Here is a 14634-nt window from a genome sequence, read left to right as displayed (position 1 = left end):
AACTTTTGTTAAAAATAAATTTGCTACAGATAAAACAAGTATTGTTGCTAGCAAAGAAGGAAAGCTACAAAACATGGTAGAAATTCCCGGAGGCACTTTTGTAATGGGAAGTGATGAGTATCCAGATGCACAGCCAAAACATGCAGTAACTGTCAAAGCTTTTTTGATGGATGAGCATGAAGTAACAAATGCTGAGTTTGCACAATTCGTAAAAGCAACGGGTTATAAAACAGTTGCCGAACGGCCATTAAATCCAGCAGATTATCCAGGAGTACCTAAAGAAAATTTAGTGCCGGGTTCAGCAGTATTTACTCCACCCGCAGGAAATGTAGGTTTGAACAATCATTTACAATGGTGGAAGTATGTGGCAGGTGCTAATTGGCAACATCCAAAAGGACCAAACAGTACTGTTAAAGGACATGAAAATGAACCCGTCGTACAAGTTTGTTATCAAGATGCTGTGGCTTATGCAAAATGGGCGGGTAAGCGTTTACCTACCGAAGCAGAATGGGAATTTGCTGCAAGAGGTGGAAGAACTTCGGGAAGATATTATTGGGGAAATACTTTAAAGCCTAATAATAAATGGGTTGCGAATATTTATCAAGGTAATTTCCCAAGTGGAAATACTGTTGAAGATGGCTATAAAGAACTTGCTCCTACTAAAACTTTCCCGAAAAATCCTTATGGTTTATTCGATATGGATGGAAATGTTTGGGAATGGTGTAGCGATTTGTATCGTCCTGATTATTACAAAAGTAGTCCGAAGCTTAATCCAAAAGGTCCTAGTTCAAGCTATGACCCTGAAGAACCCAATGTAGAGAAACACGTGCAAAGAGGCGGTTCATTTTTATGTAGCGATCAATACTGTGTGCGTTATGTTGCAGGAAGCCGTGGCAAAGGTGAAACAAGTAGTGCTAGTAATAACTTAGGCTTCAGATGTGTGAAAGATAAAAATTAATTTTTTAGACAACATTGATTTTCAGCAAATTGACAAAAAAATATACAATAATTTGCTGAAAATATTTGGATATTTAAAAACAATAAACCATCTTTGTCTATCGAAATTATAGACTTATAATTTTATCGTAATCATCTTGTTAGCCACCAACAAAGTATGATTACCTAGTTTACCGTAACATTTAATTAAGCGTTAACAAAATGGAATGCTCAAAAAATAATGGTCACGACTTCACACTCAAGGTGGTTCAATCTCTTGCGTCATTTTCTTGCTGTTGCTGTCGATAGCTAAAATCCCAACTCAATTATTAAATCTTATTTAGGCTAGATACTTTTGATGCTTTGTCATGAAGCTTAAAGTGTTGTTATGCTTATTCCTTACAATTATTTACATGTTTTTAAACGTAAACAGATCAAAAAATGAAAGCAAAACTAACAGGTCTTTTCCTTTTATTAGGAGCAGTAGCAAGTAATGCTCAAAACAGCAAAGTAAGTTTAAGTGGCACACGCTTTACTTATCCCCTCATCGAAAAATGGATTACTGAGTATAAAAAAACATATCCTAAAGCGGATGTACAATTAGCAAGCAATGCAGGAGAATCTGTTACCATTCAGATTATTGCCTACCGTGCTGAACCAACTGCTTTTGGAGATGACAAACAAATCACGCCCGTAAGTCGATTTGCATTATTGCCAGTTGGAAACGAAAAAAATCCTTTAGCAGAAAAAGCCATTAAAAAAGGCGTTAAAAAAGAAGAACTAAAAAAGTACTTCTTGGAAGATCCAGAAGATGCCTTGGAACAAGACAAAGACGCTGCAAAATATCAAATTTATACTCGTGCCAGCAAAGTTTGTGCTTCAATCTCATTTGCTAGTTACTTGGGCGATGATGCTGAAAATATTGTTGGAAAAGGAATTACTGGCGATGACAAAAATCTTTTAGAAGCCATCAAACGTGACCCATTAGGAATTACGTATAATAACCTAGGTTACTTGTATAATTTACAAACCAGAGAACCTTTGAAAGACTTTACCATCTTCCCAATTGATATTAACAGTAATGGAAAATTAGATAAAGACGAGCAAATCTATGGTAATTTAGACCAATTGATTTCTTTCTTAGAAAAGAATCCGAACAATAAAGCTATTCCTACAGAAAACGTTTATTTTATCACTAACAAAAATGCTGAAAATGAAGAATTGAAGCGTTTTGTTTCTTGGACTCAACATGAAGGACAGGCTTTTGTAAAAGATTTAGGCTTTGTAGGCTTGGGCGAAGTAAGCGAAAATAAAAGTGCTTATGTAGAATCTAATGCTTTAAAAAATAAAAATTAACCCTTTCCAGCTTACCTGATGCTGTTTCATCAGTCTATAGATTATAGATTGATGAAACGCTTAACCTAAATTTATAATCAATCATGACGCTTCAAGATTTTAGCACAATTGGGAAAAAAGTACTTATCAGTATTCTTGTCTTTATTATTCCTATTTCTATTCTTACAGGAGGAATTCTGTTGGTAGAACATTTATTAAATTAAATTTCCTTTAACGATATCAAGTATCATCTGTTAAAAAAACGGCGTGCTGTCAGAAACAAAGTGCTGTTTATCAATACTTTAAATCGAATCGGTGAACTCAGTTCACAATTCATGACTCATAATTCATAACTCTTATACAAGATGACCTTAGAAAAAAGTCTTGCTCGAAAAATCTCTCGAGACGCATTTGTCAGTCTATTTATTTACGCACTTCCAGTATTTTTGCTTTGGGGATGGTTTTATTATAAAGGTGAAAAACCTTGGCTTAATAAAGTAAAAACCTCTCAAACTACTTCAGCGAAAGCAAGCGAATAATAGCTTTTAATCATACAGATTACGATATTTTTCATAAAAAACATGATGGTCAGTTCCATATTTCTTGTAGCTAGTAAATATTCTCACCTTTTTTAGTCTATTAAAACTATATACATAAAGTACTAATTTATTTACCTTAAACAGAAAATCAAAATGGTGCATTTTATCGAAGAAATCTTTAGAAATTTAAACGGCTGGGGACTCACAGCATTAACTTTTATACTAGGTTTTGCAGAATTTTCATTGGGTCTTTATGGCAAAAAATGGAATACTAATGAAAAACTATTAGATATTGCTTGTTATACTTTACCAAAATTAGTGGTTGGTCCAGTCATTACTTATTTCGGATTAAAAGTATTGCCTTTAATTTTACCACATGCCAAAAACGAATTCACTTGGATTCCCTTTATTTTCGGAGCATTAATCATCGCTATTTATGATGACTTGACCCAATATTGGTATCACCGTTTACATCACCAAGTTCCGTTTATGTGGCGTTTTCATCGTACTCATCACTCGGCACCTTACATGGGTATGGCGATGGCATCAAGACAGAACATTATTTACACACTTTTCTTTTCACAGTCGTATGTAACTACCGTTTTGGTTTACTTAGGTTTGGGTTATCCAGCATTATTTGTAAAAGGCTTGAAATCTTTGATTACAAAATTGGCTCATTCAAGTATTAAATGGGATAAACCTTTTTACGAAAACAAATGGCTACATCCAGTTGCATGGGTTTTAGAACGCACTATTTCAACCCCAGCCACACACCATGCACATCATGCAGATTCTGCGGATGATGGCGTTGGACATTACAAAGGAAACTTTGGAAATATGTTCTTTCTGTGGGATATTATTTTCGGTACCGCTTTGATTACCAGACAGTACCCAGCAGCTTATGGCATTAAAAATTACAAAGGCGAAGAATGGTATGCACAGTTATTGTGGCCAATTTTTAAATCGAAAAAAGAAGGTAGTGAATTATCAGTCAACGGTCCAGAAGTAGCAGACGAGGACGATGAGGTAGAACCTGAAATTGCTTTACAGTACGCTTAACCCTAACAATATTTTAAAAATTTACGAAGATGATTAAGTCATTAAAATTTATCATTGGAGCATTAATATTGAGTACTTCAGTATTTGCTCAGAAAAGTGATGTTGACAAAAAGAACTGGGTTTCGGCAGATATTTTTGCTGAAAAAATTCAGAAACAACAAAAAGCACAAATTATTGATGCAAGAAGTGCTGAAGAGTTTGCTCAAAATCATATTAATGGAGCTGTCAATCTAAATCCTCAAGACGCTTCATTCATTGAAAAACTCAATCCTGCACAACCAGTTTTTGTGTATTCTATCGCAAATGGTAGAAGCGTTGCTTTTGCAAAAGAATTAGCCACTAAAGGTTTCAACGAAGTATATGTACTTGATGGTGGAATCGGCACATGGGTTGGACATGGAAAAGCACTTTTTACAACTGCTAAAAAAGGCTTGAACATTAATGATTTCAACAATATTGTTGCTTCAAATAAATTGGTATTAGTAGATGTAGGTTCTAAATATTGTGGTTCTTGTAAAAAAGTAAAACCCATTTTAGAAAGCCTAAAGAAAGAACATAGTGATGCTTTAAAAGTGGTAGAAATCGAATTAGAAGAAAGTCCACAATTAATTGCATCCTTGAAAAGAGTTACTTCATTTCCTTATTTGATTCTTTACAAAGACGGAAAAGTGACTTTTGAGAGAAGTGGAATTGCTGAATTGAAAGGTGTTTTGGATACTGCTCTGGCACAAGCCTTGTAGTATTTTATCAATCATCGAATAGAATGAGACTGTTCTATTCGATGATTATTCTAATCACAAAAAAATCCCCATAATCCTTACTGTTTACTTCCATTCTGAGTGTTAGAATGAAGCCTTATAGTATATATAATCCATAGAATAAACATGAATAATAAATTACTAAAATTAATCTTTATGTTGGTTTTGGCATTCGTTTCTCTGAAAACCAGTGCCCAACAACTTACAGGAAAAATCATTGATTCAAGAACAAAAGAGCCGATTATCGGTGCTGCCATTGCCATAAAAGGAACTTCTACAGGTGTAACAACAGATGTAAACGGAAAATTTACGTTGAAAACTAGTCAGAAACCTCCTTTTACAATTCTTGCAACTTTTGTTGGTTATAAAAAGAAAGAAATTGAAATCGTAGAATTTGAAAACCTTAGTATTTCATTAATTGAATCAAAAGGTCAACGTTTGGATGAAGTAATCGTAGTTGGTTATGGAACTCAAAAAAGAAGTGACATCACAGGTTCAATTGCATCAGTTCCTTTAGAAATCAAAGCACAACCTGTTGCTTCGGTTGAACGTCTTTTACAAGGTTCAGTAGCAGGTGCAATTGTTACACAAACTTCTGGTCAGCCTGGCGGTGGAGTAAGTGTACAGATTCGTGGGAATAACTCAATTACAGCAGGTTCAGATCCATTGTATGTAATCGACGGATTTCCAATCAATAACGATTACTCTTTAAATGATGCTGGAGTAACGAATGGTTCAAAAATCAACCCGTTGTCAACCATCAATACTGCTGATATTGAATCAATTGATGTATTGAAAGATGCTTCTGCTACAGCAATTTACGGCTCTCGTGGTGCTAACGGTGTTGTAATTGTAACGACTAAAAACGGAACAAAAGGAAAATCTTCGATTAATTATGATGCCTATTATGGCGTGCAAGAAGTAATTAGAACTTTACCAGTTTTGAATGCAAAAGAGTGGTGGGCATTAAGAAAAGACGCTGCTAAAAACTCAGGGAAAACAACTTCACTTCCTTCTGTTTCGGGTTATTCTTTAGATACTTCTGGTGTGGGAACAGACTGGCAAGCGGCTGCTTTTAGAAAGGCGGCTATTCAAAGCCATAGCTTATCTATCCTTTCAGGTTCTGATAAAACAAGATTGTCAATTTCTGGAAACTATTTTAAACAAGATGGTGTCCTTCAAAATACCGATTTCATTCGTTATTCAGGTAGATTTGGTTTAGACCATGACTACAGCAAAAACTTTAAAATCACTTCAAATATTTCGGTTAGTAATATTAAATCACAAGTAGCACCTGCGGCAATTGTTGCTAACTTATTATTAACGCCTCCTGCTTTACCAGTTTATAAAGATGATGGTACTTTCGTAGTAAACAGCCCTTTTGAATCAGGTTTACAAAACCCAATAAACTCTTTATACAATCAATTAAACGAAACAATTACGAACCGTATTTTAGGAAACGTTGCAGGAGAATACACTTTGGCTGATGGTTTAAAAGCAAAAGTATTATTCGGTATTGATATTGTTGATAATAAGCAAAACCGTTATTTACCAAGTAGTACTGCTGAAGGTTTAGCACTTTCTGGCAATGCAATTGTTGGTACTGTATTTACAAGTAACTGGCTGAATGAAAACACATTAAGCTACGACAAAGAACTTGATGCTAAAAATAAAATCAATGCTGTAGTCGGATTTACTGCACAACAATCAAAAGCGAAAGGTACTGTTGCTGAAGCTGCTGGTTTTGCTACTGATGCTTTTTCTTATAATAATTTAGGAACTGGTATTACAGCAAGAACACCAAGTTCATTGGCTAGTGCGTGGTCTTTAGCTTCTTATTTAGGAAGAGTAAACTATGTTCATGACGATAAATATTTATTGACTTTGACATTGCGTGCAGATGGTTCTTCAAGATTTGGCGATGGCAATAAATGGGGATATTTCCCTTCGGCAGCCTTTGGTTGGAATGTAAGTAATGAAAAATTCTTCCAAGATATTAAAAATGTAAGTAGTCTTAAATTACGTTTGAGTGCAGGTTCAACGGGTAACCAAAATATTCCTTCATATCAATCATTATCACAATTAAGCTATTTTAGATATAATTTCTCGAATACAACCGTTTCGGGTTATGCACCTAATTCAGTACCAAATCCGAATTTAGGTTGGGAAAAAACTTTCCAAATCGACGGTGGAATTGACGTTGGTCTTTTCAATAATAGAATCACTCTTGTGGCAGATTATTACTACAAAAAAACGACTGATTTATTGTTGACAAGAACGGTTCCTGGTACTTCTGGTTTATCAGATTTTTACAATGGACAAGCCTCTGTCGTTTACCAAAACATCGGTGCAGTAGCCAATCAAGGCTTTGAATTATACGTAAATTCGCATAACATCGATAGCGATTTGAAATGGAATACTACTTTGGTGTATTCAAACAACAGCAATAAAATTTTAGATTTAGGTGCGGGCGTAGATCAAATTATTCCTTCAATTTCTTCGCCTTCTATTGCTAAAGTAGGTTATCCGTTGGGTTCATTTATTGTTTATCAAACAGATGGTATTATTCAATCTGGCGATGCAGCACTTACTCCGCAAGCGAACAAAAGCCCGGGTGGACAAAAATACAAAGACATCAACGGAGATGGTGTAATTACGCAAGCAGGTGATAGAGTTGTGATTTCAAATCAGCCAGCTTTTACAGCAGGTTTAACCAACACTTTCAATTACAAAGGATTCGATTTAGCGATTTTCTTCCAAGCTTCAATTGGCGGTAAAATTTACAATGCCAACCGTGCCAACTTAGAATTAGGAACAGGTTATGTGAATGCTTCAACCGTATTATTGGATAGATGGACAACAACTAATACAAACACAGATGTGAAAGCGGCGTATCAAGATCCTGCCATCACAATTTCTGACCGTTTTATTGAAGATGCTACTTACTATCGTTTGAAAAACGTTTCTTTAGGATATACCATTCCTTCGAAAATTGTGAAGAAAGCAAATATCAAAAGCTTGAGAATCTATGTTTCGGCACAAAATGCTCTTACTTGGACAAACTACACTGGTTATGATCCAGAGGTAAGTTTGAACGGACAATCTTTAATCAATAAAGGTATCGACCAAGGTGTATATCCAAACAGCAAATCGTATCAATTAGGATTGTCGTTGTCGTTTTAGCTTTCGGTCATCAGCTATCAGCTTTCGATAGAAAACTACCGATGCCCGAAAGCTGATGACTGATACCCAATTATCATTTTAAATTTAGAATCCCATGAAATTATTAAAATATATCGCCCTTGCAAGTATTGGCTTTTCAGCTACTTCTTGCAAGTCATTCTTAAAAGAAAACCCTGAATCAATTATTTCAGAAGAACAATTTTACAAAACTCAGACAGATGCTATCAATGCTGTAAACGCTGTTTATTTCTTATTAAACTCTGGAGGAAGTACTGTGCAAACGCCTTACAATACTCTGTTCAATACAGGAATGAACTTTGCTGGCGATGATGAAGATCCAGGACCAGGAGCAACCAATCCAGATGTGCGTTCTTTGGCAGTATTGGCACATTCATCAGCTAATCTCCGTATTTATGAACTATGGCAACAGCACTATGCAGCCATAAAAAAAGCAAACGTTGCTTTAGAGAAAATTCCAACGATTGAATTTGATGCGACACTCAAAAACAGATTATTAGGCGAAACCAAATTTCTGAGAGCTTTATATTATTTCAATTTAGTACGTTTATACGGCGACGTTCCTTTGATTACAAGCTACCAAAAGTATGTTAATGCGAACGATTATGCTGTTGCGAAATCTCCTTCAACTGCTGTATATCAACAAATTGAAAAAGATTTAACAGAAGCCGCTAGCGTTTTGCCTAATACTTATGCTTCGCCAGATGCTGGACGTGCTACTTCTGGCGCAGCCAAAGCACTTTTAGCGAAAGTATATTTAACAAAAGCTTCTTTTCCGTTGAATCTTACACAACATTATGCAGATGTTGTTAAAAAGGCAGAAGAAGTATTATCGCCAGCCGATGGTGGAACAGGTGCTTATGGCTATGATTTATTTGCAAATTATGCCGATGTATTTTTGCCAGCTACCAAAAATGGTAAAGAACATATTTTCTCAGCGCAATTTAAATCAAATTCAGTTGGACAAGGGAATAACCAAAATCCACGTTCTATCTTAACGGCAATTCCGGGATTAACGGGTTCTTATGCCGATATGGTTCGTTTTTATACAGTTGGTGCTGATAAATTCTTCAGCGTTTATAAATTGTACCAACCAACTGACAAAAGAAAAAGAGTAACGTTTGTAACAAATTTCACCAGTCCTTCAAATGGTAGAAAGTACGCTTTACCGATTGTCAATACAGCTGTTCCAAATGATTCAACGCCATTTTTCAATAAAACTTGGGACCCAAATTCATTATCGCCAACCAACGAATCGGCTGCCAATGTTGCCATTATTCGTTATGCTGAATTGTTGTTAATTCATGCAGAAGCAGAAAATGAATTAAATGGTCCAACGACAAAAGCCTACAAATCGTTGAACAAAGTAAGAAACAGAGCAGGCTTGCCCAACCTTGCGGAAGGTCTAAGCAAAGATCAATTTCGTGAAGCATTATATCTTGACCGTCGTTTAGAATTAGTATTTGAATACCAACGTTGGTTCGACTTAATTCGTCAAAAAGATGCTACAGGAAAGAGTTCTTTCGTAGCGAATTTGCACAAAGTAGGCAAAACCAATGCAGCCGACAAACATAGATTATACCCAATTCCTCAATCTGAAATTGACAATAATCCATTGTTAGAACAGAATACTCTTTGGAAGTAAACTTTAATGAGTGATTGAGTGAGTTAGTGAATTGTGAATGAGCGATTTGTGAGAATAGAACATAAAAATCGTATCGTATAACAAATTCCTACGAACAACTCAAAAATTTACATTTTCCTACAATCACTAAATCACTCATTCACTAACTCACAATTATAAAAGCATTATCATGATTCACAAAAACCCAAAACAGTTTTCAAAACTAACTGCTTCGCTGGCATTAACTGGACTTTTATCTAGTTCAAGTATTTTTGCACAGCACGATCCAACCCAACCTTTTCAAGGAAAATTAGGAAAAACTTTAGGCGAAACACAACAATCATGGCAAGAACGTTATACCAAAGCACCTAAAAATGCCCCAAACGTGGTTTGGATTTTATTAGATGATATTGGTTTCGGCGCTGTCAGCACCTACGGCGGTTTAATCAAAACGCCTACTTTAGATAGTCTGGCGTCCAATGGTTTGCGTTATACCAATTTTCACACCACAGCCATTTGTTCACCAACTCGTGCTGCTTTGTTGACGGGTCGTAATTCTCATTCAGTTCACATGGGTTTATTTCCAAATACTGGTGGTGGAACACCAGGCTATGATGGCTACATGCCTTTTGAAAAAGCAACCATCGCCGAAATCCTTCGTGAAAATGGTTATAATACTTATGCCGTTGGTAAATGGCATTTAACACCACCAAGCGACGCAACGGCTATTGGGCCTTTTTCTCGCTGGCCAACGGGTAGAGGTTTCGACCATTATTATGGATTTTTGAGCGGTTCAACCGACCAATATAATCCTGTAGTTTGGGAAGATACCAAGAAAGTAATTCCAGAAAAAGGTAAATTATTTAGTACACAAATGGCGGATAAAGCCATTAATTTGATTGCCGAACAAAAATCACTTGCTCCCGAAAAACCATTTTTCTTGTACTTCACGCCGGGTGCTGGGCACGAACCACACCAAGTAGATAAATACTGGAGTGACCAATACAAAGGAAAATTTGATTTCGGTTGGGATAGATACCGTGAAATCGTCATCGAAAATCAAAAGCGTTTGGGTGTAATTCCTAAAGATGCCGTTTTGCCAGAACGTGGACCGGGCTTAAAAGCTTGGGATGCTTTATCGCCTGATGAAAAGAAATTATATGCTAAGTTTTTTGAAGTATATGCAGGTTTCTTAACGCATATCGACTTTGAAATTGGTAGAGTTGTTAATTTCTTGAAAGAAAGTGGTCAATTAGAAAATACCCTTGTAATTGTTTCTGTAGGTGATAATGGTGCTAGTAAAGAAGGGACTTTTGAAGGAAGAGCGCATCGTAATTTTGATCCAGATTTGACGCCTGAACAACGTTTGAAGAAAAACCTTACTTTAATTGACCAAATCGGAACAGAAAACTCAAGTCCAAATTATCCATTAGGCTGGGCTCAGGCTACGAATACTCCTTTCAAACATTGGAAACAAGATGCCAATTCAGAAGGTGGAACACATAATCCTTTGATTATTTTCTGGCCAAAAGGTATTAAAGAAAAAGGCGGTATTCGTAATCAATACACACATTTGATTGATATTTTACCGACAACAGTTGAATTGACTGGTGTAAAAGTTCCGACAGTTATTAATGGTTATCCGCAAGAGCCGATTGAAGGAACAAGTTTAGCGTATAGCATTGATAATGCGAAAGCGCCTTCTCGCCATACGGTTCAGCATTACGAAATCATGGGTTCTCGTTCAATTTATAAAGACGGCTGGAAAGCAGGTACTTTGCATGTAAAAAAACAAGATTTCGACAAAGACGTTTGGGAGTTGTACAACCTCAACGAAGACTTTAACGAGCGTAATAATTTGGCAGAAAAGCATCCAGAAAAATTACAGGAACTTAAAGAATTGTTTGATGCACAAGCTTGGAAATACAATATCTATCCATTGAAAGACGGCACGATTCCATTGGCGGCTCCAACTATTTTTGATAATCGTAAACAATTGGTTTTATATCCACAAACTTCACAGCTATTTGAAGGCTCTGCACCAAAATTGAGCGGTCGTTCTTTGAGCATCACTGCCGATGTAGTTGTACCAGAAAAAGGTGCTGATGGCGTATTATTGGCTGTTGGCGGTAAAGCAGGCGGATTAAGTCTTTATGTACAGAAAAATCAACTTTGGTTTACTTATAATAATGGCGACGAAAAAGTTTATGCTACTTCAAGCGATGTGATAAAAGCTGGTAAGAATTCATTAAAAGTAGATTTCAACTACGAAGGGACTGAAAGCGTCAACAACGCTCCTGCCACAGCTATTTTATACATCAATGATAAAAAAGTAAGCGAAGTAAAAGTAAAAAGAAGCTTGCCAGCCGTAGGTTTTTACGAGAGTATCGAAGTCGGAAAAGACCAAGTAACTGCTGTAACTGAGAAATACAATATCCCTTTTACTTATACGGGTAAGATTAACAATGTAACGATAGATTTGAAATAAGCTCGATTCTTTATTTCAATCAATTGAATCAAAATTTGCTTCGGAGTATTTTTTGAATACTCGCATGAATGAAATCAATACTCCGAAGCATCATTTGAATACTCGCATGAATCAAAATGATGCTCGTGAGTATCTTTTGAATACTCGCTAAACTGTCAGCCATTTATAAATTCCATAAAAGCTCTTCAAAATATTTTTTGCCGTTAATCCATCAATGGCAAAAAAATATACTCAAGAAACAAATGAAACAACTTTACAAATTTTATTACTTGGTATTCCTAAGCTTTGCTGTGTTTTCGACCAAAATACAGGCCCAAAACTTGGTTTTGGAAGGAAAGGTAATTGATAATCAAACTTCTCAACCTGTTTCTTTTGCCAATGTCGAAATCTGGACAGATGATAAGAAAGCTGTGGCAGGAACAGTGACAGATGAAAAAGGAAGCTTTACTTTTAAAAGCCTGATTCTGGAAAAAGGCATTATCAAAGTTCGTTTTGTTGGTTATGAAACTTTTCAACAAGCATTTTATGCAGATAATAAAAAGAGCATTTCTTTTCCCACTTTTCGCCTAAAACAACAAAATAGTGTATTGAACGAAGTAATTGTTTCGGGACAAAAAAGTACAACTGCTATTGCTTTAGACAAGCAAATTATTGACCCTAAAAAGTTTCAATTAGCTGCCAATGGAACTGGACTTGATTTATTGCAAAAACTTCCGTCGGTAACCGTTACCAGCGAAGGTGATATTTCACTTCGTGGCAGTGCGGGTTTTATTGTATTGATTAATGGAAAGCCATCCAACCGCACACCAGCGGATATTTTATCGCAATTACCAGCGAATACCATTCAAAATATTGAAATTCTTACTTCGCCTTCCGCCAAATATGATGCCGACGGGAAGACGGGAATCATCAATATTATCACTTTACAAAACGTCAACAAAGGTTGGAGTTTAACTAGTAATGGAATGTTTGGGGGTGGAAATCCTTCAAGATTTGGAGGAGATTTAACACTCAATTACGGTAGCAAAAAATGGGATTTTTATGCCTCAGCAGATTACAGACGCTATGACATTAACGGCAGACGCATCGGAGAAGTACGAACCATTTACAAAGATACTTTGACGTACTTACCTTCTGATGGACTGAGAGATTATAAAGATTATCAGTATTCTTTCAGAACGGGTTTTGCTTATAATCCAAATGCCAATAATTCATTTTCTTTCAATTTATACAAAGCTTATAAAGAAACGACTCGTCAGGCAGATTTGCATTATCAAGAATACTTTGCGGCTGGTTCTACCAATTTGTTTCAAACACAGTTTGCCACAGCTCCAGCACTTACTTTCAACGAAAATACTTTCGTGCGTTCGGGTGATTTCAGTTCGGTAAATTTAGACTATAATCATACTTTTTCTAATAAAGCAAAATTGGCTTTAGTCGGAATTTATGAGCATTCCGTTTTGAGTGGTCCGCTCAGTAATTCTGATAAATACGAAAGTAATTTATCAGTTTTCTTGTTAGAAAAAACCAATGAAAACTCGCCTCTGAATGCCCTACGATTACAAGCAGATTATACTTTGCCTATTGGAAAAACAGGAAAATTTGGTGCAGGAGCAGTTTTGAGAAGTTTTAAGCAAAATGGAACATTTAATTATTATAGAAAGACTGCGATTGATGCTCCCGCCTATTTCGATCCACTTTTCAATGATGCTATCGACGTAAATCAGCAAATCAGAGCGGGTTACGTACAGTTTGAAAATGTTTATAGAGCATTAAGTTATAATGTGGGTTTGCGTGTGGAAGATATGGACAGAAGTTTGAAAGACCAACAACAGGCTAAAACCTATCAATATCAACAAGTTAATTTATTCCCGTCGGCTCAATTTTTATGGAAAGTAAACAATAGTCAGGATTTACGTTTGGGTTATAATCGAAGAATTGATTGGCCAACCATCAAGTCACTTTCTCCATTCTTGAATCACCGCCACAAAGAAACTATTGAAAATGGTGATCCGAATTTAAAACCAGAAATCGCCGATATTATCGAGCTTTCTTACAGCAAAACATGGTCAAATTTAAAATTGGTGACGACTGCTTTCCGCAGCTTTGTCCAGAATAAAGTATTCAGAACCAATTATATAGACAATCGAATTATTCTGGGCAGGTCTTACACCAACGGAGGCGATGCTACTTCTACAGGTTTAGAAATTTCAGCAGATATTAAAGCGACAAATTGGTGGCGATTTTATGTAGGTACAAGTGTGTATGATTTTAGGGTTTCAAATATTTTGAACGATGCCAACGCAAGTAAAAATAGTTTGAATTATACCATCAATGCCAATACAAGTATTACGATTAACCCAACGCTTCGCTTGCAATGGGATTTGAATTATGTTTCTGCCACTATTACTTCACAAGGAAATGACGGTGGAATTTTACTGTCAAACATCGGTTTGAAACAAAATATTTGGAAAAATAAAGGAACAATTGGTTTACAGTTGAACAATATTTTTCAATCGAACAGTCAAAAAATCACAACGCAATCAGCCACTTTTTACTCCTATACCGATTACATCAAATACGACCGAGTATTGCAGTTGAGCTTGGGTATTCGCTTGAATGAGTCAAGCAAGAAAGTAAAATCAACGAAGACGGAATATGGTGAGAAGGAATTTTAATAGTATTGAAAAAGGG

At 36.0% G+C, this 14634-nt stretch carries 9 protein-coding genes; all 9 read left to right on the top strand.

Annotation, left to right across the window (positions count from 1 at the left end; all coding sequences use genetic code 11):
* Positions 1 to 73 precede the first annotated feature (73 nt).
* The 9 genes from VB798_RS08470 (at position 74) to VB798_RS08430 (ending at position 14618) form a co-directional block, all read left to right on the top strand.
* Positions 74 to 958, top strand: a complete 885-nt coding sequence (locus tag VB798_RS08470; RefSeq protein ID WP_323258203.1) for a formylglycine-generating enzyme family protein — start codon at positions 74 to 76, stop codon at positions 956 to 958.
* A 419-nt stretch (positions 959 to 1377) separates the two neighbouring features.
* Positions 1378 to 2292, top strand: coding sequence for a hypothetical protein (locus VB798_RS08465; protein WP_323257904.1), 915 nt, complete (start codon positions 1378 to 1380; stop codon positions 2290 to 2292).
* Positions 2293 to 2636: 344 nt separating this feature from the next.
* Positions 2637 to 2810, top strand: a complete 174-nt coding sequence (locus VB798_RS08460; protein ID WP_323257902.1) for a hypothetical protein — start codon at positions 2637 to 2639, stop codon at positions 2808 to 2810.
* Between the two features lie 153 nt (positions 2811 to 2963).
* Complete coding sequence (locus VB798_RS08455) at positions 2964 to 3869, top strand: sterol desaturase family protein (RefSeq protein WP_323257900.1); 906 nt, start codon at positions 2964 to 2966, stop codon at positions 3867 to 3869.
* Between the two features lie 29 nt (positions 3870 to 3898).
* Positions 3899 to 4609 carry a thioredoxin domain-containing protein gene (locus VB798_RS08450; protein WP_323257899.1) on the top strand — a complete coding sequence of 237 codons (711 nt, stop codon included), beginning with the start codon at positions 3899 to 3901 and terminating at the stop codon, positions 4607 to 4609.
* Positions 4610 to 4753: 144 nt separating this feature from the next.
* On the top strand, positions 4754 to 7810 hold the full coding sequence (locus VB798_RS08445) for a SusC/RagA family TonB-linked outer membrane protein (protein ID WP_323257897.1): 3057 nt from the start codon (positions 4754 to 4756) through the stop codon (positions 7808 to 7810).
* A gap of 94 nt (positions 7811 to 7904) precedes the next feature.
* The gene (locus tag VB798_RS08440; RefSeq protein WP_323257895.1) at positions 7905 to 9473 is read left to right on the top strand and encodes a RagB/SusD family nutrient uptake outer membrane protein; all 1569 of its coding nucleotides are present in this window, start codon (positions 7905 to 7907) and stop codon (positions 9471 to 9473) included.
* Positions 9474 to 9642: 169 nt separating this feature from the next.
* The gene (locus VB798_RS08435; protein WP_323257893.1) at positions 9643 to 11940 is read left to right on the top strand and encodes a sulfatase-like hydrolase/transferase; all 2298 of its coding nucleotides are present in this window, start codon (positions 9643 to 9645) and stop codon (positions 11938 to 11940) included.
* Between the two features lie 242 nt (positions 11941 to 12182).
* Positions 12183 to 14618 carry a TonB-dependent receptor gene (locus tag VB798_RS08430; protein ID WP_323257891.1) on the top strand — a complete coding sequence of 812 codons (2436 nt, stop codon included), beginning with the start codon at positions 12183 to 12185 and terminating at the stop codon, positions 14616 to 14618.
* Positions 14619 to 14634 lie beyond the last annotated feature (16 nt).

It is taken from the genome of Arcicella lustrica, from assembly GCF_034930985.1.
Classification (GTDB): Bacteria; Bacteroidota; Bacteroidia; order Cytophagales; family Spirosomataceae; genus Arcicella; species Arcicella lustrica.
Note: the sequence above shows the minus strand (reverse complement) of the source record. Positions and strands in the feature narration are given on the sequence as shown.